The 26216-nt window shown below is 66.9% G+C and carries 23 protein-coding genes and 1 tRNA gene; 15 read left to right on the top strand and 9 right to left on the bottom strand.

Features of this window, described 5'->3' with window-relative positions:
• Positions 1-35 precede the first annotated feature (35 nt).
• The 4 genes from K6V06_RS10545 to ispB all read right to left on the bottom strand — a co-directional run bounded on the left by K6V06_RS10545 (position 36) and on the right by ispB (position 3924).
• Positions 36-1301 (bottom strand): type II secretion system F family protein, encoded by a 1266-nt coding sequence (locus tag K6V06_RS10545; RefSeq protein WP_222243044.1) that lies wholly within the window; start codon positions 1299-1301, stop codon positions 36-38.
• On the bottom strand, positions 1298-2686 hold the full coding sequence (locus K6V06_RS10540) for a GspE/PulE family protein (RefSeq protein WP_370637442.1): 1389 nt from the start codon (positions 2684-2686) through the stop codon (positions 1298-1300). Before K6V06_RS10540 ends, K6V06_RS10545 begins: the two co-directional genes overlap by 4 nt.
• 181 nt (positions 2687-2867) lie before the next feature.
• Positions 2868-2944: transfer RNA gene (locus K6V06_RS10535), tRNA-Pro, on the bottom strand.
• A 50-nt stretch (positions 2945-2994) separates the two neighbouring features.
• A complete protein-coding gene (ispB, locus tag K6V06_RS10530; RefSeq protein ID WP_222243088.1) occupies positions 2995-3924 on the bottom strand; it encodes an octaprenyl diphosphate synthase in 930 nt (309 codons plus the stop codon).
• 598 nt (positions 3925-4522) lie between these two features.
• On the opposite strand from ispB, the gene rplU reads away from it, so the two are divergent.
• The 4 genes from rplU (at position 4523) to proB (ending at position 7570) form a co-directional block, all read left to right on the top strand.
• Positions 4523-4834 (top strand): 50S ribosomal protein L21, encoded by a 312-nt coding sequence (rplU, locus tag K6V06_RS10525; protein WP_006576525.1) that lies wholly within the window; start codon positions 4523-4525, stop codon positions 4832-4834.
• A gap of 53 nt (positions 4835-4887) precedes the next feature.
• Entirely contained in the window at positions 4888-5148 is a 261-nt protein-coding gene (rpmA, locus tag K6V06_RS10520) for a 50S ribosomal protein L27 (protein ID WP_006576524.1), read from the top strand.
• Positions 5149-5284: 136 nt separating this feature from the next.
• Positions 5285-6382, top strand: coding sequence for an Obg family GTPase CgtA (gene cgtA, locus K6V06_RS10515; protein ID WP_222243043.1), 1098 nt, complete (start codon positions 5285-5287; stop codon positions 6380-6382).
• A gap of 69 nt (positions 6383-6451) precedes the next feature.
• The gene (gene proB / locus K6V06_RS10510) at positions 6452-7570 is read left to right on the top strand and encodes a glutamate 5-kinase (protein WP_222243042.1); all 1119 of its coding nucleotides are present in this window, start codon (positions 6452-6454) and stop codon (positions 7568-7570) included.
• A gap of 172 nt (positions 7571-7742) precedes the next feature.
• Here proB and K6V06_RS10505 read toward each other — a convergent pair whose 3' ends face one another.
• Together K6V06_RS10505 and K6V06_RS10500 are read right to left on the bottom strand one after the other, a co-directional pair.
• Positions 7743-8381, bottom strand: coding sequence for a CNP1-like family protein (locus K6V06_RS10505; protein ID WP_222243041.1), 639 nt, complete (start codon positions 8379-8381; stop codon positions 7743-7745).
• On the bottom strand, positions 8378-9145 hold the full coding sequence (locus tag K6V06_RS10500; RefSeq protein WP_222243040.1) for an RNA pyrophosphohydrolase: 768 nt from the start codon (positions 9143-9145) through the stop codon (positions 8378-8380). The genes K6V06_RS10505 and K6V06_RS10500 overlap by 4 nt, the downstream gene beginning before the upstream one ends.
• A 328-nt stretch (positions 9146-9473) precedes the next feature.
• Here K6V06_RS10500 and K6V06_RS10495 point away from each other — a divergent pair, with 328 nt between their 5' ends.
• The 3 genes from K6V06_RS10495 to K6V06_RS10485 are packed head-to-tail and all read left to right on the top strand — an operon-like array spanning position 9474 to position 12892.
• Positions 9474-11201: a proline--tRNA ligase gene (locus K6V06_RS10495; RefSeq protein WP_222243039.1), complete on the top strand. Its 1728-nt coding sequence runs from the start codon at positions 9474-9476 to the stop codon at positions 11199-11201.
• Between the two features lie 30 nt (positions 11202-11231).
• Positions 11232-11993 carry a lytic transglycosylase domain-containing protein gene (locus tag K6V06_RS10490; RefSeq protein ID WP_222243038.1) on the top strand — a complete coding sequence of 254 codons (762 nt, stop codon included), beginning with the start codon at positions 11232-11234 and terminating at the stop codon, positions 11991-11993.
• Positions 11990-12892 (top strand): 2OG-Fe(II) oxygenase, encoded by a 903-nt coding sequence (locus tag K6V06_RS10485; RefSeq protein ID WP_222243037.1) that lies wholly within the window; start codon positions 11990-11992, stop codon positions 12890-12892. The genes K6V06_RS10490 and K6V06_RS10485 overlap by 4 nt, the downstream gene beginning before the upstream one ends.
• A gap of 72 nt (positions 12893-12964) precedes the next feature.
• Here K6V06_RS10485 and K6V06_RS10480 read toward each other — a convergent pair whose 3' ends face one another.
• Positions 12965-13510 (bottom strand): hypoxanthine-guanine phosphoribosyltransferase, encoded by a 546-nt coding sequence (locus tag K6V06_RS10480; RefSeq protein ID WP_222243036.1) that lies wholly within the window; start codon positions 13508-13510, stop codon positions 12965-12967.
• Positions 13511-13532: 22 nt separating this feature from the next.
• Positions 13533-14936 (bottom strand): signal recognition particle protein, encoded by a 1404-nt coding sequence (gene ffh / locus K6V06_RS10475; protein ID WP_222243035.1) that lies wholly within the window; start codon positions 14934-14936, stop codon positions 13533-13535.
• A 199-nt stretch (positions 14937-15135) separates the two neighbouring features.
• Between ffh and K6V06_RS10470 the strand changes: the two genes are divergently transcribed.
• The 8 genes from K6V06_RS10470 to K6V06_RS10435 all read left to right on the top strand — a co-directional run bounded on the left by K6V06_RS10470 (position 15136) and on the right by K6V06_RS10435 (position 25180).
• On the top strand, positions 15136-16098 hold the full coding sequence (locus tag K6V06_RS10470) for an inner membrane protein YpjD (protein ID WP_222243034.1): 963 nt from the start codon (positions 15136-15138) through the stop codon (positions 16096-16098).
• Positions 16099-16116: 18 nt separating this feature from the next.
• The gene (locus K6V06_RS10465; RefSeq protein ID WP_222243033.1) at positions 16117-16377 is read left to right on the top strand and encodes a PP0621 family protein; all 261 of its coding nucleotides are present in this window, start codon (positions 16117-16119) and stop codon (positions 16375-16377) included.
• A complete protein-coding gene (gene ampD / locus K6V06_RS10460) occupies positions 16374-17009 on the top strand; it encodes a 1,6-anhydro-N-acetylmuramyl-L-alanine amidase AmpD (RefSeq protein WP_222243032.1) in 636 nt (211 codons plus the stop codon). The genes K6V06_RS10465 and ampD overlap by 4 nt, the downstream gene beginning before the upstream one ends.
• A 590-nt stretch (positions 17010-17599) precedes the next feature.
• Entirely contained in the window at positions 17600-20527 is a 2928-nt protein-coding gene (locus K6V06_RS10455) for a ribonucleoside-diphosphate reductase subunit alpha (protein ID WP_222243031.1), read from the top strand.
• A gap of 91 nt (positions 20528-20618) precedes the next feature.
• A complete protein-coding gene (locus K6V06_RS10450) occupies positions 20619-21809 on the top strand; it encodes a ribonucleotide-diphosphate reductase subunit beta (RefSeq protein WP_222243030.1) in 1191 nt (396 codons plus the stop codon).
• A 326-nt stretch (positions 21810-22135) separates the two neighbouring features.
• Positions 22136-22861, top strand: coding sequence for a pentapeptide repeat-containing protein (locus K6V06_RS20690; protein ID WP_370637440.1), 726 nt, complete (start codon positions 22136-22138; stop codon positions 22859-22861).
• 34 nt (positions 22862-22895) lie between these two features.
• The gene (locus K6V06_RS10440) at positions 22896-24002 is read left to right on the top strand and encodes a pentapeptide repeat-containing protein (RefSeq protein WP_222243027.1); all 1107 of its coding nucleotides are present in this window, start codon (positions 22896-22898) and stop codon (positions 24000-24002) included.
• A complete protein-coding gene (locus K6V06_RS10435; protein WP_222243025.1) occupies positions 23999-25180 on the top strand; it encodes a pentapeptide repeat-containing protein in 1182 nt (393 codons plus the stop codon). The genes K6V06_RS10440 and K6V06_RS10435 overlap by 4 nt, the downstream gene beginning before the upstream one ends.
• Positions 25181-25218: 38 nt before the next feature.
• Here K6V06_RS10435 and K6V06_RS10430 read toward each other — a convergent pair whose 3' ends face one another.
• Complete coding sequence (locus K6V06_RS10430; protein WP_222243023.1) at positions 25219-26118, bottom strand: recombination-associated protein RdgC; 900 nt, start codon at positions 26116-26118, stop codon at positions 25219-25221.
• Between the last annotated feature and the right edge of the window lie 98 nt (positions 26119-26216).

The following is a 26216-nucleotide window of genomic DNA, read 5'->3' as shown; positions in this document are numbered from 1 at the left end:
CGCGATTGGCGCCGCGCGGGTATGAGAGGCGGGCACTACAGGGCCTGGCCGAGACTGAACACGGGCAGGTACATCGCGATGACCAGCGCCCCGATCAGTGCGCCCAGCACCATCACCAGCAGCGGCTCCAGCAGCCGCGACAGCGCCGCTACCGCGGCTTCCACCCGCCGTTCGTGCTCCTCGGCAATCCGCATCAGCATGGCCTCCAGCGTGCCGGACTCCTCGCCGACGCGGACCAGTTGCAAGGACATCCGGTCGAACCGGGCCGTGCGCCGCATCGCGTCGGCCATGCCCTGGCCCGCCCTGGCGCCGTGCTCGATCGCGGCACAGTCATCGGCCCACGCCAGGTTGCCGCACGCCCGCGCAGCCGGCGCCATGGCCTCGACCAGCGGCGTGCCGGCCAGCGCGAGCGTCGCCAGCGTGCGCGCCCAGCGCGCCGTGGCGGCGCTGCAAAGCGCGGGGCCGAGCAGCGGCAGACGAAGCCGCACCGCGTCCTGCCAGCGCTGCAGCGATGGGTACCGCCGCAACGCCAGTCGCCAGGCGGCCAGCAGCAGCGCGAAGAGTGGCACCAGCCAGGGCAGGGACGACGGCAAGCCCTCGGACAGGGCGATCACCAGCCGCGTGGCCGCCGGCAGCTCGGTGCCGAAGCCGGCGAATACATCCTCGAAGGCAGGCACCACGACCAGCAACAGCAGCATCAGCACCGCCGCGGCCACCGCCAGCACCGCCAGCGGATAGGTCAGCGCCGCCCGGACCTGCCGCTGCAGCGCAAGCGTGCGCTCCTGATAGCGCGCCAGCTGGCCCAGCGTGTCTTGCAGAATGCCGCCCTGCTCGCCGGCATCCACCATGGCACAGCAAAGGGCATCGAACCACAGCGGCTGGCGCCCCAGCGCCTGTGCGAGGCTCAGGCCTGCCTCGATGTCGCGACGTACCGCGGCGACGGCGCTGGCAAAGCGGCCGTCCGTTCGCCGCGTGGCACCGCCCTCGGCCAGCAGCGCAAGCGCCGGCGACAGCGCCACGCCGGCCCGCAGCAGCGTGGCAAGCTGCGCGGTGAAGGCCGCAAGCTGCCGGCGGCGCAGGCTGGTGCCCGGAGGCCGCGCCCAGTGCATTGGCGGGGCCCTGCGCCGCTGCCCGTCTATCGCGGCCACCTGCACGGCGGTGTAGCCGCGGCCCTGCAGCGCGGCGCGGACCGCATCCGCGTCGGCTGCGCGCACGGCACCGGTGAGGCGCGCGCCGTGGGGATCCAGGCCTTCCCAGACAAAGCGCGCGTGGCGCTGGATCCTCGGTGCAAGGGCCGTCATGGCGCGGTCGCCGCCAGGACCTCATCGAGCGAGGTCAATCCCGCCCGCACCTTGCGCAGCCCGGCCTCGCGCAGCGACAGCACGCCCTCGCGACGCGCCTGTTCCGCCAGACGGGCGGCGCCGGCATTGACGCGCATCAGTTCGCGCATCGCCTCGCTGACCGGCACCACCTGATGGACCGCACAGCGGCCCCGATACCCGGTCTGCCGGCAGGAGGCACAGCCGCCGGGCCGCCACAGCGGCCGGTCATCGGAAAGCGCGTCGTCGCCGACTCCCGCCTGCGCCATTGCCGAGGCTGTTCGCATATCGGGCAGGCGGCATTGGCACAGCCGGCGCACCAGCCGCTGGGCGGTAATCAGGTGCACGGTGCTGGCCGTCTGCCACCTCGGCACGCCAAGATCCGCCAGACGCACCAGCGCTGCCGGCGCATCGTTGGTATGCAGCGTGGACAGCAGCAGGTGGCCGGTCTGCGCGGCGCGCACCGCAATGGCGGCGGTCGCTGCGTCGCGGATCTCGCCCACCAGCAGCACGTCGGGGTCCTGCCGCAGCAAGGCTGGTAGCACGTTGCAGAAGGTCATGCCGGCGCGCTCGTTCAGGTTCACCTGGTTGATGCCCGGCAGCGCGATCTCCGCGGGGTCCTCCACCGTGCAGAGGTTGCGGCTACCGTCGTCCAGGCGGGCCAGGAGGCTATAGAGCGAGACGGTCTTGCCGCTGCCCGTCGGCCCCGTGATCAGCACCATGCCGTGCGGCCGGCCCAGGGCATGGAGCACCGCGGCCAGTTGCTCCGGCTCAAAGCCCACCGCATCGAGCGCGGGCACCTGGCTTGCATCCGGCAGCAGCCGGACCACGACCTTCTCGCCGGCCAGCGTCGGCAGCGTGGACAGGCGGCAATCCACCACGCGCGGCACCGGCCCCCCTGCGCGCAGTTGCAGGCGGCCGTCCTGCGGCAGCCGCTTCTCGGCGATATCCAGCCGCGCCAGCACCTTCAGCCGCGCCGCGATGGCCTCGCGCAAGACCAGCGGCGGGCGCGCCAGCTCGTGCAGCACGCCATCGATGCGGACGCGGATGCGGTAGAAGGCAGGGTAGGGCTCGAAGTGCAGGTCGGAGGCGCCAAGCGAGACGGCCTCGTTCAGCCAGCCGTCGAGCAGGTGGGCGACCGGGGTGGCGTGATACGGGGTGCTGCCTTCTCCCCGGCCCTCTCCCTGGCCCTCTCCCGCGCGCGGGAGAGGGGGAACGCCATTGGCGTTCCCGGGGCTGCGGGGTTGCTCCCCTTCGCCGCCGGCGGGAGAGCGTCCTTCGTCGCCGGCGGAGGAGGGGCCGGGGGAGAGGGTCGGCGAGCGCGACCATGCCGGCGAAGCGGGGAAGGCGATTGGAACGGAGTTCACGGCACGCTCACCTCGGAAAACGATGCAGCGTATGAGTGTGCGATGTGGCTCGAGCCAGCGGAATGCGACGCCGGGACACAATGAAGAAGGCAGCGAGCGCGAGTAGAAAGACCGGGAGTAGCGAAACAAAAAACCAAAACAAAAAGCCGGATCAACTTGCGTTGATCCGGCTTTCGAATTCTGGTCGGGGTGAGAGGATTCGAACCTCCGGCCTCTACGTCCCGAACGTAGCGCTCTACCAGGCTAAGCTACACCCCGAATTTCGCAGCAATGCAACAACATCTGCTGCTGTTTTCTCGTTTGCTGCGTCACGACTGACGTTGCAGCGAGAAAGCACATAACTTTATCAGAGTTTCTTTCAGTTGGGAAGGGGGAAATTGCATTGCCGCTTGTTCGGCCGCTTCCGCCTCCCGGCGCGCCGCTTCGAAGGTCACGTCGAGCGCGCCGCATTGATGGATCGCCGAGAACACGGCATCGAAATGCTCGGTGCCGCCCTGCACGATCGCTTCGCGCGCCAGCGCGCGTTGTTCTGCGGTGCCGTGTTCCATCAGATGCAGCAGCGGCAGCGTGGGCTTGCCTTCGCGCAGGTCGTCGCCGGCGTTCTTGCCCATCTGCTCGGCGCTGGCGGTGTAGTCGAGCATGTCGTCGATCAACTGGAACGCCGTGCCGATACGCCGGCCATATTCGGCCGCCGCTTCTTCCATCGCCGCATCCGCGCCGGCCAGCACCGCGCCCAGCTGGGCCGAGGCCTCGAACAGCTTGGCTGTCTTGTAGCGGATCACCTGCAGGTAGCGCTCGACCGTGACATCCGGGTCGTGCATGTTCAGCAGCTGCAGCACCTCCCCTTCGGCGATCACGTTGGTCGCGTTGGACAGGATCTCCATGATCCGCATGCTGCCGGCGTCGACCATCATCTGGAAGGCGCGCGAATAGAGGAAGTCGCCGACCAGCACCGAGGCGGCGTTGCCGAACACCGCATTGGCGGTCTGGCGGCCGCGGCGCAGCTCGGATTCGTCGACCACGTCGTCATGCAGCAGCGTCGCGGTGTGAATGAACTCGACCACCGCGGCCAGCTCGTGATGGCGGTGTCCCTCGTAGCCGAACGCACGGGCCGACAGCAGCAGGATCACGGGGCGCAGGCGCTTGCCGCCGGCGCCGATGATGTATTCGCCGATCTGCTCGATCAGGGGCACGTCGGAAGACAGGCGCTTCCGGATGACCGCGTCGACGGCGCGCATGTCGGCGGCGACCGGAGCGAGCAGGGCTGAGGCGGAGGACTGAGGCAAGATGATCACCGTTACGCAGAGCGAGCGATTATATGCGATGGCGCCACGCCGATGGCCGAAGATGCGCCTCGTGCAACGGTTCGCGGGGTGTCACCACCCGTGAGGGGCCGGTGGCGTCACGATGCTGTTCCCCGCCGCGGCGGGCCACCTATAATGCCGCCATGAACAAGCCCGCCGCCCCCGATCCGCACGGCCGCCGTACCACGCGCCGCTTCGCATGGTGGGTGGCCTTCGCTGCGCTCGCCGGCTTTCTGCTGGCGGAAGCGACCTAGCCGACGACGCACCGGCGCCACGCCGAAGTGCATTCGCAGGCCCGCAGCCGCTGTTGCGGACCTATGTGTTTGTTTTCTTTGCGCTTTTGCCCGGATTCATATAGAATCCCGGGTTTCCTCCGGCTGATTCGCGGACGCTGCTGCAGACACCCGCCCGCAGAACCGCCTGGCGCCGGCGGGAGATAACCGGGCCCGACGGCCGCTTGCGCATGGCAAATCCACCGATTTGACGCGCGGCAACCCGGCTTCAGGGCGTTTTCACATCGAGAGGTTCGACAATGTACGCGGTCGTAAAAACCGGCGGCAAGCAATACAAGGTTGCTGCTGGCGAAAAACTGAAAGTAGAACAGATACCGGCAGACATTGGCGCAGAAATCACGCTCGACCAGGTGCTCGCAGTGGGCGCCGGCGACCAGATCAAGTTTGGTACGCCGCTGGTTAGCGGGGCTTCCGTCAAGGCTACCGTTATCTCCCAAGGTCGTCACGACAAGGTGAAGATCTTCAAGATGCGCCGTCGCAAGCACTACCAGAAGCGTCAAGGCCATCGCCAGAATTACACCGAACTGCGCATCGAAGCGATCGTCGCCTGATTCGTCAGGTAGCGTAGCGACGGCACACTAGGTACAGCGACAGGAGTCAAGTCATGGCACAGAAAAAAGGCGGCGGTTCCACACGGAACGGCCGCGATTCCGAATCGAAGCGTCTGGGCGTGAAGGTGTTTGGTGGCCAGGCCATCAACGCCGGCGGCATCATCATCCGCCAGCGTGGCACCCGCGTTCATGCCGGCGAGAACGTCGGCGTGGGCAAGGACCACACCCTCTTCGCCCTGGTTGACGGTCACGTGAAGTTCGCCGTCAAGGGCGCTGCGAAGAAGCAGCAGGTCAGCGTCGTTCCGGCAGCCTGACCACCGCCTTTGCAGCACGAAGGCCCCGCAACCCTTGCGGGGCTTTTTCTTTTGTGGCGACAATGTCTGTCGTCACGCCGCCGGCCCCGGAATACGGGCGTTGCCGCGCGGCTTGCTTGCCCCACGGATACCCACCATGAAGTTCATCGACGAAGCCCGAATCGAAGTCATTGCCGGCAATGGCGGCAATGGCAGCGCCTCGTTCCGGCGCGAGAAGTTTGTGCCGTTCGGCGGCCCGGACGGTGGTGATGGCGGCCGTGGCGGCAGCGTCTACGCGGTCGCCGACCGCAACATCAATACCCTGATCGATTTCCGCTACGCCAGGAAGCATGTGGCGAAGAATGGCGAGAACGGCCGCGGCTCGGACTGCTACGGCGCGGCCGGCGACGACATCACGCTGCGGATGCCGGTCGGCACGCTGATCACCGACGTCGATACCGGCGAGGTGGTGGCGGACCTGACCGAACATGGCCAACAGGTGTGCCTGGCCGAAGGCGGCATGGGCGGCTGGGGCAATCTGCACTTCAAGTCCAGTACCAACCGCGCGCCGCGCCAGCAGGTCGACGGCAAGCCGGGCCAGCGCCGCATGGTCAAGCTGGAGCTGAAGGTGCTGGCCGATGTGGGCCTGCTGGGCATGCCCAATGCCGGCAAGTCGACCTTCATTTCCCAGGTGTCGAATGCGCGCCCGAAGGTCGCCGATTACCCGTTCACCACCTTGCATCCGAACCTGGGCGTGGTGCGGGTAGACCACGAGCAGTCGTTCGTGATCGCCGATATTCCGGGCCTGATCGAGGGCGCTGCGGAAGGGGCAGGCCTGGGCCACCAGTTCCTGCGCCACCTGCAGCGCACCGGGCTGCTGCTGCATATTGTCGATCTGGCTCCCTTCGACGAAGCGATCGATCCCGTGGCCGAAGCGCGCGCCATCGTCAACGAATTGAAGAAGTACGACGAGGAGCTGCACGAAAAGCCGCGCTGGCTGGTGCTGAACAAGGTCGACATGATCCCCGCCGAGGAGCGCGAGGCTCGCGTCAAGGACTTCGTCAAGCGGCTGCGCTGGAAGGGACCGGTGTTCCGCATCTCCGCACTGACCGGCGAGGGCTGCCGCGATCTGGTCTATGCGATCAAGGACCATCTGGCGTCGCTGAAGGCCGAGGAGGCCGCCGCGCTGGCCGAGCCGGATATCCGGCTGGACGAGCGGCTGCGCAACGTCGAGCGCGGCGACGACCAAGCCTGACGCGCTGCGCCCAGCAACCTTCCAGTCCTTTCGCCCTTTCGACGTATCTCCAAGGAGAGCTGTCTCACCATGCAATCGGTCATCGCCCAGGCAAAACGTCTCGTCGTCAAGGTCGGCTCCAGTCTGGTGACCAACGACGGCAGGGGGCTGGACCACGAGGCGATCGCCCGCTGGGCGGCGCAGATCGCCACCTTGCGTGCCGCCGGCAAGGACGTCGTGCTGGTCAGCTCCGGGGCCATTGCGGAGGGCATGCAGCGCCTGGGGTGGTCGCGCCGCCCGCGCGAGATCCACGAGCTGCAGGCCGCTGCCGCGGTCGGGCAGATGGGGCTGGCACAGGTCTATGAAAGCCAGTTCGCCCAGCACGCGATCCGCACCGCGCAGGTCTTGCTGACGCACGCCGACCTCGCCGACCGCGAGCGCTATCTGAACGCGCGCTCGACGCTGCTGACGCTGCTCGGCTACGGCGTGGTGCCGATCATCAACGAGAACGACACGGTGGTCACCGACGAGATCAAGTTCGGCGACAACGATACGCTCGGCGCGTTGGTGACCAACCTGATCGAAGGCGATGCGCTGGTGATCCTGACCGACCAGCGCGGGCTCTACAGCGCCGATCCGCGCCGCGACCCGAATGCCGAATTCATCCACGAGGCAATGGCCGGCACGCCGGAGCTCGAGGCGATGGCGGGCGGCGCCGGCAGCTCGATCGGCAAGGGCGGCATGCTGACCAAGATCCTGGCGGCAAAGCGCGCGGCCAAGTCGGGCGCGCACACCGTGATCGCGTCCGGCCGCGAGCCGGAGGTGCTGGCGCGGCTTTGCCAGGGCGAGGCGATCGGCACGCAGCTGCTGGCGCCGACCGGCCGGCTCACCGCGCGCAAGCAGTGGATGGCCGACCATCTGCAGCTGCGCGGTACGGTGGTGATCGATGCGGGCGCGGTGGACAAGCTGACGTCGGGCGGCAAATCGTTGCTGCCGATTGGCGTGATCGAGGTGCAGGGCGAGTTCGCCCGCGGCGAGGTGATCGCCTGCGTCGATACGCAGGGCAGGGAAGTCGCGCGGGGTCTGACCAACTATTCCAGCGCGGAGGCGCGCCGCATCGCGCGCAAGCCGTCTTCGGAGATCGAGGCGGTGCTGGGGCATCTGAACGAGCCGGAACTGATCCATCGGGACAATATGGTGCTGGCGTAGCGGCGAGGCGGGCGGCGGCCTGCGCTGCCCTCTCCCCCGGCCCCTCTGCCGCAAGCGGGCGAGGGGAGCACGCCACCAGCACGTGCGAGGGTAACCGAGCGCCCCTTCCCCCAAAAGCAAACAAGGGCGGCCTGATGGCCGCCCTTGTTCGTTTCAGCGCAACGATCCGCCGTCAGCGCCCCAGGTGACGCGCGTCCGTGACCGGCGTCTGCCGCTTCATGGCGCGGACGATGTCTTCGGCCTTGCCCGACGGCGAGCGCCCATCGCAGAAGTAATCCACCGCCAGCGTCGCCGCATAGTCATTGCTGACGCCGCTGCCCATGCGGCGCCACTGGTCCTGGCTCTGGCTCTGGTTCGGCACCCAGGTGTCGCGCCCCGGCGGCATGGTGGCGAACAGCTTGCGCTGGAACGAGTCGCAACGCAGGCCCTCATGCGTGACGTTGCGCGCGCCGCTTGGACTAGTCGCCACCACGGTATAGCGGATCACGTCATCCTCGCCGATGGACAGCGAGCGCGCGTCGACGGCGAAGGACAGCCGGCCAGTGCTGCTGACGTCGAAGGGCAGCAGGTCGCTGTCCCTGGGCGGCGCCGGCAGCCTGGTGGCCTGCTCCTGGAAGCCCTTCTTGGCGAGCCGGTCGAGCAGGTAGACCGGCTCTTCCTCCGGCTGGATCTCGACCCGCTGCGGCTCGGCGGGCGTGCTGGAGCAGCCGGACAGTCCGGTCAGCAGTGCGATGGCGGCAAGACCGGCCGTCACGGCTGGCTGGACGGCGAAGGGAAGACGGCGTCGGCGTTGGCCGGCGGGAAAGCTCATCGGTTCTCCGGAACGGTTCGGGATCGCCGGACAGGGGCCGGCTGGGTGGCGGGCACGCTGGGCGCGACCGCCGGGGAAGAGTTGGCGTCGACCGTGGCCGGCCGCGCCGCAGTGCGGGCGTCGGCACAGTCCCGCTCGCCGGCCGGCACGCGCGCCGCCGCACGCTCGCCGCGGCTCGGGCGCTCGCCGCGCTCGGGCCGATCGGCGCGCCCGCCATCGGCGCCATTGCCATTGGCGCGGCCGTTGGCCCCGCCATGGTGGCTGCCATACGGACTGAGCGGCGGCCGCGCACCGCGGTTCAGGAAGCGTGACAACTCGGTCAGCGCCAGCTGATATACCTCGCGCTTGAATTCGATCACCGCGTCCAGCGGCACCCAGTAGTGGCTCCAGCGCCAGGCGTCGAATTCCGGGTGATCGGTTGCGCGCAGGCAGATATCGCAATCGCGTGCCGCCATGCGCAACAGGAACCAGATCTGTTTTTGCCCCCTGTAGTGGCCGCGGATCTCGCGGCGGATGAATTTGTCCGGCACCTCGTAACGCAGCCAGTCGCGCGTGCGACCGACGATCCTGACGTGCTCAGGCAGGAGTCCGACCTCTTCATGCAGTTCGCGGTACATCGCCTGTTCCGGCGTCTCGCCGTATTTGATGCCGCCTTGCGGAAACTGCCAAGAATGTTCGCCGATTCGCTTGCCCCAGAACACCTCATTCCGAGCGTTGATGAGGATGATGCCGACGTTCGGGCGAAAGCCTTCACGATCGAGCATGACTGCACCTCGAATCCTTTAGAATTACGTCGATTATAAAGGAAGCGCGTGCTGCGGCCCGGCCGTGCCAAGGTGCTGGTTTTCCCCGACGTGAAGCGCCTTTCGAGGTGCCGGTCGCTGCGCTCAAGGCGGCTCCCCGGTGTGCTCCAGGGCGCCGCCGCAGGCGGTACTCGCCTTGTTCCGCCCGGTCCGGCACAATCGATCCCTTCCCGGGGCGACGTGCGCGCAGCCGCCGACCCGACCCCATTGTCCCAGCCGAAACGCCCCGCGCCGCCCGGACCCGTCCGCCGGCTCCGGTCCGATTGGCCCAACCCCGAAAGCTCCACGGATGAAAGCTTCGCAATACTTTATCTCCACCCTGAAGGAAGCCCCTGCCGACGCCGAGATCGTCTCGCACAAGCTGATGATGCGCGCCGGCATGATCAAGAAGCTGGGCGCGGGGATCTACAGCTATATGCCGGTCGGCCTGCGCGTGATTCGCAAGGTCGAGCAGATCGTACGCGAGGAAATGAACCGCGCGGGCGCGATCGAGCTGACCATGCCGGTGGTGCAGCCGGCCGAGCTGTGGCAGGAGACGGGGCGCTGGGACAAGATGGGGCCGGAGCTGCTGCGTCTGAAGGATCGCCACGAGCGCGACTTCGCGCTGCAGCCGACCTCAGAGGAAGTGGTCACTGACATCGTGCGCAGCGAAGTGCGCAGCTACAAGCAGCTGCCGCTGAATCTGTACCAGATCCAGACCAAGTTCCGCGACGAGCGGCGTCCGCGCTTCGGCATCATGCGCGGCCGCGAGTTCACCATGAAGGACGCCTACTCCTTCGACCGGGACACCGACGGCCTGCGCGAGTCGTATCGCAAGATGTACGACGCCTACGTGCGCATCTTCCAGCGCTTCGGCCTGGAGTTTCGCGCGGTGGCAGCCGACAACGGCGCCATCGGCGGATCGGGTTCGCATGAATTCCACGTGATCGCCGACACCGGGGAGGACGCCATCGTCTACTGCCCGCAGTCGGACTACGCAGCCAACATGGAAGCGGCCGAGGCGCTGCCGCTGCTGGCCAGCCGCGCCGCGCCCGCTGGCGCGCTGACGCGAACCGCCACGCCGGGCAAGGCCAAGTGCGAGGATGTGGCGGAACTGCTGGGCATCCCGCTCGAACATACCGTCAAGTCGATCGTGCTGGCGACCGACGGTGGCGAGGGCGAGCCCGCCCGCATCTGGCTGCTGCTGCTGCGTGGCGATCACGACCTGAACGAGATCAAGGCGTCGAAGGTGCCGGGCCTGGCCGAGTTCCGGTTCGCCACCGAGGCGGAGATCGTCGACACCTTCGGCACGCCGCCGGGCTATCTGGGTCCGATCGGCACGCGCGCGCCCGTCACCGTGGTGGCGGACCGCACGGTCGCCAACATGAGCGACTTCGTCTGCGGCGCCAACGAGAAGGACTACCACCTGACCGGCGTCAACTGGGGCCGCGACCTGCCCGAGCCGATCGTCGCCGATCTGCGCAACGTGGTCGAGGGCGACGCCTCGCCCGACGGCAAGGGCAAGCTGGCGATCTGCCGGGGCATCGAGGTGGGCCACGTGTTCATGCTCGGCACCCGCTATTCCGAAGCCATGGGCGCGACCTTCCTCGACGAGAACGGCAAGACCCAGCCGCTGCAGATGGGCTGCTACGGTATCGGCATCACCCGCATCCTGGGCGCCGCCATCGAGCAGAACTACGATGAGCGCGGCATCATCTGGCCCGCTGCCATCGCGCCGTTCGAAGTGGTGGTGTGCCCGGTCGGCTACGACCGCTCGGAGGCCGTGCGGGCCGAGGCGGACCGCATCCATGCCGAACTGCTCGCGGCCGGCGTGGACGTGATTCTGGACGACCGCGGCGAGCGGCCGGGCGTGATGTTCGCCGACTGGGAACTGATCGGCGTGCCGCACCGCGTGGTGGTGGGCGACCGCGGTCTGAAGGAAGGCCAGGTCGAGTACCAGGGCCGGCGCGATGCCGAGGCCAGCCGGGTGGCGGTCGCCGACGTCGTCGCCATGGTGCGCGAGCGCCTGGGCCGCTGACGGCGCGCAGACGGGGCGTCCGGGAAACCCATGGCGCTGCATCGGCCGAAGCCGGCGCGGACCCAACCGCCGCCATCGATACGCTGGGTGGCACGCTGGCTGGCGCCGCTGCTGCTCGGTGCGGCGGGTCTGGTCCATGCGGGGGCCCAGCGGGAAGAAGACCTGGCCGACTGGGTGCGCGGCGCGCTGGCGGCGGCGATTGCCGACGCCCGGCCGGCGCGGCCGGTCTTTCCCAGCGCGGACGAGGAGCGCGCCTTTCTGCTGTGGCGCGACGAAATGGCGCGCCGGCTGGAGCGCCGGATTCCGGAGCCGCAGCTTCGGCTCGAACTGGTCGAGACGGTCCACTACGAGGCGCGCCGGGCGGGTCTGGAACCGTCGCTGGTGCTGGGGCTGATCCAGGTCGAAAGCAATTTCCGCAAGTACGCCATCAGCCCGGTCGGCGCGCGCGGCCTGATGCAGGTGATGCCGTTCTGGACGCGCACCATCGGCGACGGGGATACCCGCAAGCTGTTCCATCTGCAGGGCAACCTGCGCTACGGCTGCACGATCCTGCGCCACTACCTGGATCGCGAGAACGGCGACCTGTTCCTTGCGCTGGGCCGCTACAACGGCAGCCGCGGCCGCGCCGAGTACCCGAATGCGGTACTGGCGGCATGGCAACGCTGGCAGCAGGCCGAGGCCAGCGTGGCGGCGATGCACGCGGCACCGTCCCGCGTGTCCAGCGCCGGGCCTGCCCCTGCGCCAGTCCTTCCCGCCCCCACCGTGCCGTCCCGGCCCCGCCACCCGCTATGACGACCCCAAGCCAATCCGGCACGGCGCCATCCGGCCATGCCGTCTCTTCCCCCGAACTGGAGCGCTGGCTGGAACGCCATATCGCGCTGGGCTTCGATGCCGATGCGTTGACGCGCTCGATGCGGGAATCCGGCTACGATGCCGGCTTCGCCCGCGACACGGTGCGCGCCGCGCTGGCGGCGCGGCGCCGCCGTGGGGATGGCATGGCACAGGCGAAGTCACAGGGAACGACGCAAGCCACCGAGGCTACGCCGGCAGGCATCAATGCGCTGGAGTCGGACCGCGGTCCGGTGCCGCTGCTGTTTGCGCTGGAATCGCCGCGCATCGCGCTGTTCGACGGGCTGCTGGCCGCGGCGGAGTGCGACGCGCTGGTCGAACTGGCCCGCAACCGGCTGGCGCGCTCGCCGGTCGTCAACCCCGATACCGGCGATGAAAACCTGATCGAAGCCCGCACCAGCATGGGCGCGATGTTCCAGGTCGGCGAACATCCGCTGATCCAGCGCATCGAGGCGCGCATCGCCCAGGTTACCGGCATTCCCGCCGAGCACGGCGAAGGCCTGCAGATCCTGAACTACAAACCGGGCGGCGAGTACCAGCCGCACTTCGACTACTTCAATCCCGCGCGCCTGGGCGAGGCCCGGCAGCTGCGCGTGGGCGGCCAGCGTGTCGCGACGATGGTGATCTATCTGAACGATGTGCCGGCCGGCGGGGCGACCGCGTTTCCCAGGCTGGGGCTGCGGGTGATGCCGGTGCGCGGCAATGCCGTGTACTTCGGCTACCGGGGCGAGGATGGTTCGCTTGACGAGCGCACCTTGCACGCCGGGCTGCCGGTGGAGCAGGGGGAGAAGTGGATTGCTACCAAGTGGCTGCGGGAGCGGCCCTACCGCGCCGGCGAGTGAGGGCCGGGGCGGCCCGGAATGCGGCCGGCGGGGGGGCGGCGGGCGGGGGGCGCCGGGACGGCGCCCTCGAGATCAGGCCTTGAGCGCGCGGATCGTGCCCAGGTTGCGCCAGTAGCCCTTGGCGTCCATGCCGCAGCCGAAGACATAGCGGTCCGGCACCATGAAGCCGCAGAAGTCGGGCCGCATCGGCTTCGCCTTGGTCAGCGTCTTCTCGCACAGTACCGCCGCGTGGAACTCGCGCGCGCCCATGTCCATGATCCGCTGCCGGATCGCCGCCATGGTTTCGCCTTCGTCCAGGATGTCGTCCAGCACCAGCACGGTACGGTCACGGACCGATTCACGCGGCGCCACGCGCCACTGCATCTCGCCGCCAACGGTCTTGTTGTTGTAGCGCGAGAGATGGATGTAGTCGAACTCGAGCGGGAAGTCGAGCTTGGGCAGCAGCATGCCGGTGAACACCACGGCGCCGCCCATCACGGACAGCACCAGCGGGAAGCGGTCGCCCATCTTCGCCTTGATCTCCTCGGCCATCCGGTCCAGCGACGCCTGCACCTCGGCGGCGCTGACGATTTCCTCGGAGTTCGCCCACAGTTCGCGGGCCTGTTCGGCAGTCATCATGGTCATCGTTCCTGTGGAGGGATCAGCGGTTGAACAGGCCCTTCATGCCGCCTTTCATCGCGCCCATCTGGCGCATCATCTTCATCATGCCGCCGCCCTTGAGCTTCTTCATCATGCCCTGCATCTGATCGAACTGGTTCAACAGGCGGTTGACTTCCTGCACCGGCACCCCCGCGCCCGCCGCGATGCGGCGCTTGCGGCTGGCCTTGATCAGCTCGGGTTTGGCGCGCTCGGCGGGCGTCATGCTGTTGATGATGCCCTCCATGCGGCGCACCTGACGCTCGGCCTGGTCCATGTTGGCGCCCTGCGCCTGCTGTGCGAACTGCGCCGGCAGCTTGTCGACGAGGCTGCCCAGCCCGCCCATCTTCTTCATCTGGCCGATCTGGGTCTTGAAGTCTTCCAGATCGAAGCCACCGGTCTTCTTGATCTTCTTGGCCAGCTTCTCGGCCGCGTCCATGTCGACACCGCGCTGGGCTTCCTCCACCAGCGCGAGGATGTCGCCCATGCCGAGAATTCGCTGCGCCATCCGGTCCGGGTAGAACGCCTCCAGGCCGTCCAGCTTCTCGCCGACGCCGACGAACTTGATCGGCCGGCCGGTCACGTGGCGCACCGACAGCGCCGCGCCGCCGCGGGCATCGCCGTCCAGCTTGGTCAGCACCACGCCAGTCAGCGGCAGGGTGTCGTTGAATGCCTTGGCGGTGTTGACCGCATCCTGGCCGAGCATCGCGTCGACCACGAACAGCGTCTCGGCCGGCTTCAGCGTGGCGTGCAGCGCCGCGATCTCCTGCATCATCGCCTCGTCGATGCCCAGGCGGCCGGCGGTGTCGACGATCAGCACGTCGTGGTAGTGCTTGCGCGCCCAGTCCACCGCATTGCGGGCGATATCGACCGGCTTCTGGTCCGGCTGCGAGGGGAAGAAGTCGGCGCCGACCTGTTCCGATACGGTCTTCAGCTGCGCGATGGCGGCGGGACGGTAGACGTCGCACGAGACCGTCAGCACCTTCTTCTTCTTGTTTTCTTTCAGCCACTTGGCCAGCTTGCCGACGGTGGTGGTCTTGCCCGCGCCCTGCAGGCCCGCCATCAGGATGATCGCAGGCGGCTGCACGGCGAGATTGAGCTCGGCCGACTTGCCCGGCGCGCCGTCCGTGGCGACCGCTTCCTCGCCGCCGATCACCGCGGTCAGTTCGCGCTGCACCACGCCGACCAGCGCCTGGCCAGGGGTAAGGCTGTTCAGCACTTCCTCGCCGAGCGCCTTTTCCTTGACGCGGGCGACGAACTCGCGGACCACGGGCAGCGCGACGTCCGCCTCGAGCATTGCCAGGCGCACCTCGCGCAGCATCTCGGCGGTGTTCGCTTCCGTCAGACGGGCTTCGCCGCGCATGGTCTTGACGACGCGCGCGAGGCGTTGAGTGAGATTGTCCAGCATGGTGGCAGAGATCCGGATAGGTCCGATGGGTGGCCGGCGGCGGCCGCCGGCTGATGTAGGGTTCGCGTCCTGGTTCGGTTTGGTCACGAACCGGCGCCTGACGTTCCGCCCGCTGCGAGCGGCATGCGGCCTGAAGGAACAGCGCAATACCGTCACTCGCAGGGGCACCGTGGAAACGGCGCTAGGGTAAACTGCGCGAATGGCGATTGTACTGTATGCCCTGACGGCACTCCTCTATTGCGCTCTGGCCTGGCACGGCTGGACGACGCGCCATGCCGGCCTGCCGGCGGCATTGGGCGCGGCAGGAGCCACCGGCGCCGCCGGGCTGCGCCCGGGGCAGGCGTCGATGCTGCTGGTCCCGGGGCCGCCGCAGGGCAGCGGTGCCGAAGGGCGGCCGCTCTGGTGGCACCTGCTGATGATCGGGGCGCTCGCCAGTCATGGCCTGCTGCTGCATGAAACCATCTTCCCCGCCGACCGCATGGTGTTCGGCTTCGCCTTCGCGCTGTCGGCAATGTTGTGGCTGGGCGTAGGCATCTACTGGGTCGAGAGCTTCTTCTTCTCGCTGGCCGGGCTTGGCCTGGTGGTGGTGCCCGTGGCGCTGCTGGCCAGCCTGATGCCGCTGGCGTTCCCGGGCACGCAGATCCTCGGCTATGCCGCGCGGCCGCTGTTCAAGCTGCATTTCATCATCGCCAACGTCGCCTACGGGCTGTTCACGCTGGCCGCCTTCCACGCCTTCCTGATGCTGCTGGCCGAGCGCCGGCTGCACGGCTTCAATCGCGGGCTGGCGGCGGCGGGCCAGGGCGGCGGGGCGGCCACCCGCTCCGGCTGGCTGGGCCGCTGGCTCGATCTGCTGCCGCCGCTGCTGACGCTGGAGAAGCTGCTGTTCCGGCTGATCGCCGCCGGCTTCGTGCTGCTGACGCTGACGATCGGCTCGGGCGTGCTGTTCTCCGAGGAGCTGTTCGGGCGCGTCGTGCGGCTGGACCACAAGAGCATCTTCGCCATCATGTCGTGGGCGATGTTCGCCGGCATCCTGGCCGGGCGGCGCTTCTACGGCTGGCGCGGACGGGTCGCTCTGCGCTGGGTGATCGCCTCCTTCGCCATCCTGCTGCTGGCCTATGTCGGCAGCCGCTTCGTCATCGAAGTCATCCTGCATCGCCTCTGACCGGCTTTCCCCACCGCCATGTCCCGAGTCTTTCTGTTGCTGGCGATCCTGCTGGCCCTTTTCTGGTGGCTGGGAAGCCGAGTCCGCGCGCGCCGTGCCAAGGCGCCGCCCGCGCGGGGGGCGGCCGATGCCGCCAACGGCGCACAGGAGCCGATCGTTCCCTGTGCCCATTGTGGCGTGCACCTGCCGCGCAGCGAGGCGATCGCGTGGCAGGGCCTGCATTACTGCCGGCGCTCGCATCTGCCCGATACGCCGGCCGACCGGGACGACGCGCGATGATCGACGCCAGCGGCCACGCAGCCGGACTGCCGCCGCTTGCGCTGGACGAGCGCGGCTGGGTGCAGGGCGCGCGCCTCGCCCCGTCGCCGAACCATGACGAGCGGCCCGCGGGGTTGCCGGTCGATCTGCTGGTCGTGCACAACATCAGCTTGCCGCCCGGTGTGTTTGGCGGCGGCGCGATCGAGGCGCTGTTCCAGAACCGTCTGGACCCGGCCGGGCATCCCTATTTCGCGCAAGTCCACGCCATGCGCGTGTCCGCTCACTTCCTGATCCGGCGCGATGGCGAACTGGTGCAGTTCGTCTCCTGCGGCCAACGCGCCTGGCATGCTGGCCAGTCGGATTTCCTCGGCCGCGAGCGCTGCAACGACTTCTCCATCGGCGTCGAACTGGAAGGGTGCGACGAGCGCCCGTTCGAGGCGGCGCAATACCGCGTGCTCGCCGCACTGACGGGATTGTTGCGCCAGCGCTACCCGATTGGCGCCGTCGCCGGCCACAGCGATATCGCGCCCGGCCGCAAGACCGACCCCGGACCGCACTTCGACTGGGACCGCTTCGCGGCCGAGGCCGATCTGGCGCCCCGAATGCTGCCTTATCGTGTCAGCGAGGTGAAAACAGCCGGCAACCCGCGGTAGCGCCAAGGCAAGGCCGCTGTCACCTCACGCCACGGCACCGCGTCGGAGCAGGCGGCTGCCCCCCAGCGGGACTGGCAAAGGCTCGCGCAAGCGGCTACACTCGCCCCCCCCCGCGCACCGTCCTTTCCGCCGGCTGTCCGCATCGCCAGTGGGGGCTATCGAAAGCCCGTCCCTCATCGAAAAAAATTGTTCCGTCAGTGCGGCGCCGCACCAAAGCCGCCGGAAGCCTTGATTGGCTTGGGTTTGACGGAATCGTCACCTGGCAGCGGCGTTGGACGAATCCCGAATCGGCGCTTGTCAAGACTAGTCATCAAGATTCGTTTCACTATACTTAGTCCAGCTTTTCAATTCAGCCACTAGATGTAGTGGTGTTTTCGGGGAGCCGGCCCAGGCGTGCTGCGCACGCCTCGATACCGCAGAGCGGTCTTTTCGGATCCGTGACAAGCCGGGCCGGCGCGTCACAGAGCCCACAGGAACTGTCGCAGAACGGATGTCCGCCGACCGGTTCGGCCGACAGGAGTGTCTTTTGCCGCATTTCTCCTGGGCTCTTTGTCGTTGATAACACTGGTCATACCAACAGGAGCGTTTCCATGCAGACGGGCCAACAAGAATTCGCGGCGACCAACGGTACCGTGTCGATCCCGCAGCCGAGCCCCGCCGCTGCGCCGGCCGCCGGCAACTATCAGGACTACAAGATCATCCGCCGCAACGGCGCGGTGGTCGCTTTCGAGCCGAGCAAGATCTCGGTGGCGATGACCAAGGCGTTCCTCGCCGTCAACGGTGGCCAGGGCGCTGCCTCGGCCCGCGTGCGCGAACTGGTCGACCAGCTGACGCAGAACGTCGTGCGCGCGCTGCTGCGCAGCCGGCCGAACGGCGGCACCTTCCATATCGAGGATGTGCAGGACCACGTCGAACTCGCGCTGATGCGCTCGGGCGAGCACGAGGTGGCCCGCGCCTATGTGCTGTACCGCGAGAAGCGCACCAACGAGCGCGCGCAGGCCAACGCACAGGCCGTGGCCGCGGTGCAGCAGGGCGTCAACTACACCGTCACTGACGGCGGCGTGACTCGTCCGCTGGACGTGGTGGCGCTGCACGCGCTGATCGACAACGCCTGCGCCGGCCTTGGCGAGGCCGTGTCGGCCGAGCCGATCCTGAAGGAAACCGTCAAGAACCTGTACGACGGCGTGCCGATGAGCCAGGTCTACGACTCGGCCATCCTTGCCGCGCGTACGCTGATCGAGAAGGACCCGGCCTACAGCCAGGTCACCGCCCGCATCCTGCTGCACACCATCCGCAAGGAGATCCTGGGCGAGGAAGTGACGCAGGGCGAAATGATGAGCCGCTACGCGGACTACTTCCCGAAGTTCATCGCGCGGGGCATCGAGGCCGAGCTGCTGGACCCGAAGCTGGCGACCTTCGACCTCGCGCGCCTGGGCGCCGCGCTGGACGCCTCGCGCGATTTCCAGTTCAACTACCTGGGCCTGCAGACGCTGTACGACCGCTACTTCCTGCATATCGATGAAACCCGCATCGAGATGCCGCAGGCCTTCTTCATGCGCGTGGCGATGGGCCTGTCGCTGAACGAGAAGGACCGCGAAGCGCGCGCCATCGAGTTCTACAACCTGCTGTCGTCGTTCGACTTCATGTCGTCCACGCCGACGCTGTTCAACTCGGGCACGCTGCGCTCGCAGCTGTCGTCGTGCTACCTGACCACGGTCTCGGACGACCTGGAGGGCATCTACGAAGCGCTGAAGGAAAACGCGCTGCTGTCCAAGTTCGCCGGCGGCCTGGGCAACGACTGGACCAACGTGCGCGCGCTCGGCTCGCATATCAAGGGCACCAACGGCAAGTCGCAGGGCGTGGTGCCGTTCCTGAAGGTCGTCAACGACACCGCCGTGGCGGTCAACCAGGGCGGCAAGCGCAAGGGCGCGGTCTGCGCCTACCTGGAAACGTGGCACCTGGACATCGAGGAATTCCTCGAACTGCGCAAGAACACCGGCGACGACCGCCGCCGCACGCACGACATGAACACCGCGAACTGGATTCCGGACCTGTTCATGAAGCGCGTGATGGAAAACGGCGAGTGGACGCTGTTCTCGCCCTCGACCTGCCCGGACCTGCACGACAAGGTCGGCAAGGAATTCGAGCAGGCCTACCTGGGCTACGAGGCCAAGGCGGCCCGCGGCGAACTGAAGCTGTTCAAGAAGATTCCGGCGGTGCAGCTGTGGCGCAAGATGCTGGGCATGCTGTTCGAGACCGGCCACCCGTGGATCACCTTCAAGGATCCGTGCAACATCCGCAGCCCGCAGCAGCACGTCGGCGTCGTCCACAGCTCGAACCTGTGCACCGAAATCACGCTGAACACCAATGACAGCGAAATCGCCGTCTGCAACCTGGGCTCGGTGAACCTCGTTGCCCACCTGAAGCAGCAGGCCGACGGCAGCCACGTGCTCGACCACGCCAAGCTCGAGAAGACCATCCGCACCGCGATGCGCATGCTCGACAACGTGATCGACATCAACTACTACGCGGTGGACAAGGCGCGCAATTCCAACCTGCGCCACCGCCCGGTCGGCATGGGCATCATGGGCTTCCAGGACTGCCTGCACGTGCTGCGCGTGCCGTATGCCAGCGACGCCGCGGTGCAGTTCGCCGATACCTCGATGGAAGCGGTCTGCTACTACGCCTATCAGGCTTCCACCGAGCTGGCGGAGGAGCGCGGCCGCTACAGCACCTACGAGGGTTCGCTGTGGGATCGCGGCATCCTGCCGCAGGATTCGCTGAAGCTGCTGGCCGAGGAACGCGGTGGCTATCTGGAGGTCGATTACTCGTCGACGATGGACTGGGACAAGCTGCGCGCCCGCATCAAGCAGCACGGCATGCGCAACTCGAACTGCATCGCGATCGCGCCGACCGCGACCATCTCGAACATCATCGGCGTGTCGGCCTGCATCGAGCCGACCTTCCAGAACCTGTACGTCAAGTCCAACTTGTCGGGCGAGTTCACCGTGGTCAATGACTACCTGGTGCGCGACCTGAAGGCGCGCGGCCTGTGGGACGAGGTGATGGTCGCCGACCTGAAGTACTTCGACGGCTCGCTGGCCCGCATCGACCGCATTCCGCAGGATCTGCGCGACCTGTATGCCACCGCCTTCGAGGTCGAGCCGACCTGGCTGGTGGAAGCGGCCAGCCGCCGCCAGAAGTGGATCGACCAGGCGCAGTCGCTGAACATCTACATGGCCGGCGCCTCGGGCAAGAAGCTGGACGACACCTACAAGCTGGCATGGGTTCGCGGCCTGAAGACGACCTACTATCTGCGCACGATGGCGGCAACGCACGTCGAGAAGTCGACCGTCACCCGCGGCTCGCTGAATGCGGTGTCGTCGGGCAGCGACGGCGGTCTGTCCGCTGCCGACCGCGCCGCCGCCTCGGCGCCGGCGATGCCGGAAGCTGAAGGCGCGGTCTGCACGATGCGTCCGGGCGACCCCGGCTTCGACGAGTGCGAGGCCTGCCAGTAAGGCACACGCAGCACCAGAATCAACGCGCTGCCGGCGCCGGTTTCATGCCGGTGACCGGCCAGTCATCCTCTAATACGGAGTACCGCATACCATGCTGAGCTGGGACGACGACGTTCAAGCCAATGCGCAGGCCGCCCCGCAGCCTGCCCCTCAACCCGCCGTGCAACCCGCCGCAACCGCTGACCAGCAGGGCATGCTGCCCCCGTCGGCGACGCAGCCGGCTGGCATCCTGAACAACCCGAACGCCGCGGCTGCGCAAAGCACCCGCCGCGTCAACGCCGCTGACAAGCGCGTGATCAACGGCTCCACCGACGTCAACCAGCTGGTGCCGTTCAAGTACAAGTGGGCGTGGGAGAAGTACCTGGCCGGCTGCGCCAACCACTGGATGCCGCAGGAAATCAACATGTCGCGCGACATCGCCCTGTGGAAGGACCCGAACGGCCTGACCGAGGACGAGCGCCGAATCATCAAGCGCAACCTCGGCTTCTTCGTCACCGCCGACTCCCTGGCCGCCAACAACATCGTGCTGGGCACCTACCGCCAGATCACCGCGCCGGAATGCCGCCAGTACCTGCTGCGCCAGGCCTTCGAGGAAGCGATTCACACGCACGCCTACCAGTACATCGTCGAGTCGCTGGGCCTGGACGAGGCCGAGATCTTCAACGCCTACCATGAGGTGTCGTCGATCCGCGACAAGGACGAGTTCCTGATTCCGTTCATCGACACGCTGACCGATCCGTCGTTCAAGACCGGCACCCCGGAGAACGACCAGAAGCTGCTGAAGTCGCTGATCGTGTTCGCCTGCATCATGGAAGGCCTGTTCTTCTATGTCGGCTTCACGCAGATCCTGGCGATGGGCCGCCAGAACAAGATGACCGGCGCCGCGGAGCAGTACCAGTACATCCTGCGCGACGAGTCGCTGCACTGCAACTTCGGCATCGATCTGATCAACCAGATCAAGCTGGAGAACCCGCACCTGTGGACGCCCGAGTTCAAGGAGGAGATCACCGGCCTGTTCCGCAAGGCGGTCGACCTGGAATACCGCTATGCCGAGGACACCATGCCGCGTGGCGTACTGGGCCTGAACGCGCCGATGTTCAAGAGCTACCTGCGCTTCATCTGCAACCGCCGTTGCCAGCAGATCGGCCTGGACGCGCTGTTCCCGAACGAGGAAAACCCGTTCCCGTGGATGAGCGAGATGATCGACCTGAAGAAGGAGCGCAACTTCTTCGAAACCCGCGTGATCGAGTACCAGACCGGCGGCGCGCTGTCCTGGGATTGATTTCCTTGCCGCACCGACGGGCGGTATCCCGGATTCCGGGCGTCCACGGATAGAACTGACACCAGCGAGCTGGACAGCTGGAACGGACGCGCCAGGCCGATGAGGGCTGGGTTCTGTGTTGCACAGGACCCAGCCCTTTTTGTTTTGTCTGGCCCGATGTGTAGCCAACGATCAGCGATACGACGTGTTTGGAGAAAACCTAAAGAACTTGCTTGATTTCGGGTAGCGGCCTTGTCTTGCAGGCGAAACAATGCAGAAATTCTGTGCTCGCCGTTCGGCGGCGCTCATGCAACAGCCGGCCTCTGCTGCCGTCGATTTCCAATCCCATGACTTGCCAACCCTGTGGAGGGCAGATGGAACCGGTCAAGCTCGATCTCCCCTGCCATTGGCCACCGTCCGGCGAGGCGGCGGCGTCCGACACGCGTGCGCCCCTGCACGACGGTCACCGCGTCCCGGCTAGCGACACGCTGCCGGCAGCGTCCGAAGGTGGCACTCCGGGCGAAACACCGTGCCAGCGCTTGCAGCGTGCCAGCGCAGCCCTGTGGAGTCCGGTTGCAGGGCCGGGGCCGGTGCGGGGGGACTTTCGCGGGTTGCCCCTGGACCGCGCCTGCTTCGCCGGCGCTGCCTTGTACGGCGCGGACTTCAGGGATGCCAGGTTGCGCGAAGCGGATTTTCGCGGTGCCAGGCTGCTCGCGGTCCGCTTCGACGGCGCCGATCTGTCCCACGCCGACCTGCGCGACCTCGATACCCCCTGGGCCAATTTCAGCGGGAGCGTGCTGCACGGCGCTGCCATCTCGTTCGGGCCACGGGCACTGCAACGCATGGGGGAAATGTCGTTCCTCAGCGCGGTCGTACAGAGCACCGCTTCCATCGCGGACGAGTTCGTGCAGGTCCGCGCATCGATGGTCCGCCAGATCTTCGGTGAACTTCAGTCGCGGATGGCGCCCGGCTCGGCCCCTCTTTCCCCGGGCGTAAAGCACTTGCTGGCGGGCCATCGACTCTTCCGGGACGATCCGGCCGCCTCCGAACTGATCGGACGGGCGCACGGCTAACGGATCTTCCATCGCGCTCCACATCATTCCAGGCATGCCCTCCCTTTCTCCGGTACCCGCATTCCGCGATGCTGTCGAGCTGGCACACGCGCTGTTCGTCGGCAAGCCAGACCTGCAATCCCATCTCGACGCGGACGGCACGGTGGAAGTAGGAGGCTGGCGTTTCCGGCTCAGGAAGGAGCCCTGTGCAAGGAACATCGACGTCGAAATCCTCCGTCCGCGATCCCTGCTGCGGTGCATCTGGTTCCTGTTCAGCCGGCGCGCGTGCAAAGCCACGCGCGATGCGATCCGCAGCAGCATTACCCTGAGTCGCGACGAACGCTTGAGCTGGTGCGCGAGTTCGCCGGTCATGCACCTGGCAGCCACAGGCGACTGGCGGGGGCGCGAAATACGGGAAGCCGCGCTGTTCTTCCCCAGCTTCAAGCAGGCCGATCTACGGGGCGTCAAGCTGGAGGGAGTCGTCCTCCACCGGGCGATTTTCCGGGAGGTGGACATGCGCGAAGCGGAACTGAACCGGCTGGAGCTGCTCGCATGGTGCGATTTCCGCGGTGTCGACTTGTCCCACGCCATCATTACCTTGAGCGAGGACTACGGCGCGCCATTGCGTCGTTGCGCCGGGCTCAGGCAACAGGATATCGACGATAGCTATCAGACCGTGGTAATCGGCCTGTTGAGTACGCTGGACACCATCGAGAACCCGGTGGCGCGCCATGGCGTTGCCATCCAGTTTGCCGAGCGACTACTCGCGCATGCGATGACGATCCGCGAGGCGGTTTCGCCGCTAGCTTTGTCGGACATATGGCATGGCCTGCAAGCGTTCGCGTCCCAGGACCCGGGGGCGTTCGGCGACAAGGGGGCGGCGTTGCTCAACGCGCTGCGGCCTCCGGATCTCCTTGACGTGCAGGGCGGCATCGAGATGACGCCAAGGGCGGCCTTCGCCATCCTGAACTTGCAACCGCCTTTCACCGAGCAACGGATCCAGTCGGCGTATCGCCTCCTGGCGCTGAAGGAACATAGCGACAAGGGCGGCGACGACCGGCGAATGACCATGGTGAATGCGGCGCGCGACGTGGCCCTGTCGGCGCTGTCGGCTCGATTGCCCGTCACCGCTTCCTTCCAATCGCCCTCGACCTCGTCATGACTGAACCTACCCAATTCCGCTTTCCCGACAGCCATCGTTTCGTGGATGCCCTCCATTTCAAGGATAGTGCGCTGCAAAGTCACCTGCGCGAAGGCAGGCCGATCGATGTGGGGAGATGGCGGTTTCGCCTTGTCGCTGGCGATGACGAGGGCGATTTCGAGGTGACAATTCTGCCGCCGGACACCTGGTGGTGCCGGCTCTGGCTAAGACTCTTTCCGCGCGCTTGTGACAAGGTTCGCCAGGATATTGCAGAGCAGCTGGACTGGCTCGAAGGCCAATGGTGCCCGAAGCTTGCCCGGCCTTACATCGCCGAGGACCAATTCACAGGGAAGATCCATCTGATGCATATGCGGCGGGCCAACCTGCGCGGTGCCAGTTTGTGGGGATGGAAAGCGAACTGCGGCCTTGGGGGCGACTTCACAGGGGCGGATCTGAGCGGCGCGAGCCTGAAGTCGCTTACGATCTGTGGCACCTCTTTCCAGGGAGCGGATCTTTCCAATTGCAATCTCGAGAGTAGCCGCCTTGTAGGGGTCGACTTCCGCGACGCGTCTTTTGAGAACACCACACTGCGCAACGTCAACATGTTGTCGTGTTGCAACTTCACCGGCGTTAGCTTGACCACCGGGCAGATTCGCCTTGCTGATACTTACATCTCGGACACTACTATGTCAGGGAAGCCAATGCCCGAGACGGAGGAGGAGCTTGTCCATCTCACTTCGGGACTGCTCAGGACGTTGACCACAATCCGCCACCCGGCCGTCAGGGAAGAGCTGGTCGGGCAGTTGATCGATCAGCTCACGACGCACGCCGCGACCATAGTCGAAAAGACCGGACTACGAGCGAGGGCCGTTGTCAACGCACACCTGAGCGAGTGGGGGATTTTCCTGCCTCAAGCCCAGAGAGAGCGGATCAATCGGCTGACACCGCAACTGTTGCCCCACGAGCCGGGCGAATTCGGCCGGGAGATAGCGAGCATTCTCGCCCTGAACTATCCTCTCGCGCTGCCAGCCAAGTCGCTGCCGCCAAGGCGACCCCTGCAGATCAGTTTTGTGTCGTCGCCCTCCAGCGAAGGGAAGTCAGCGACGTCGTGTGCCGCTCGGGCCAGGCGCTGGCTGGCTTTGCTGCCGAGATTGCTGACCCTCCGCGGGACGACGGGCGTGCCCGTCAGTGGCCGGTAAGTTTTAACCACAGGCGATACCGGCTGACGCGGCTGGCATCAGCCCTTGCGCTCTCCGCCCAATGCAGCCGTCAGATCCGCCAGCAGCGCTGCCAGCTCGCCCGCCATCAGCGTGAAGTCGGCATCGAAGCGCTCGTCGTCGTCCTGCGTGGTGCCGTCGATCTGCTCGCGCACCACGTCGAGCGGGGCGACCTTCTTGATGGTCAGGCTATCGGTCAGCACGAATGACACTCGGTCGTTCCAGGTCATTGCGAGGCGCGTGCAACGCTTGCCGCCGGTGATATGCCGGCGCAGCTCCTCTGGCTCCAATGGATGCCGCACGTAGCGCACGGTCGCCTTGGTCTGGGCGCCGGATTGCAGTTCGATTTCCTGATCGACGGTAAAGCCGGCCGGGGCCTCGTCGTCGGCCAGCCAGCCGGTCATTGCGGCGACCGGGGACTGGTTGACCTGCAGATTGGTCAGCGGCAATGGATCCAGCGATTTGAACAGCAGACCGCGGACCTCGTCGGCCTTGGCGGCGGACGCGGCGTCGATCGCCAGCCAGCCGTTCTCCTGGTCGATCCACACGCGGGTATCCCTGCAGATCGAGAAGGCGCGCGGCAGCAGTTCTTCGGTGATCTGCTCCTTCAGTTCGCGCATCTGCTTGCGGCCGGGTTTGAAGCCTTGCTGCTCTTCGAGTTCGAGCGCCCGCGCCTTGGCAAACTGGGTGACCACGGTGGAGGGCAGCAGCTTTTTCTCGGCCCGCATGGTCAGCAGCAACTGCTTGCCAACCCGGTGGACGAGCGCTCCATTGTCACGTGGCGGAGCCCATCCCTGGGCCTGCATCTCGAGGCTGCCGCCGGCGCGAAACGCATGGCGGGCGAGGGCGTCCTCGATCCGGTCGGCGGACTGGTTCCAGGGAGCGGAGAAGCGGTGTAGCTGGAGGTTCTTGAACCACATGGAATTCGGCCAAAGGGACGAATTCTAGCGGTTCGGCACCGGGAGGCGCCACCGCCAGCGTGGTGGCGGCACCAATAAAAGCGGGCCCGCTGTCTCCA

It is taken from the genome of Cupriavidus sp. AU9028 (genome assembly GCF_019795295.1).
Classification (GTDB): Bacteria; Pseudomonadota; Gammaproteobacteria; order Burkholderiales; family Burkholderiaceae; genus Cupriavidus.
Note: the sequence above shows the minus strand (reverse complement) of the source record. Positions and strands in the feature narration are given on the sequence as shown.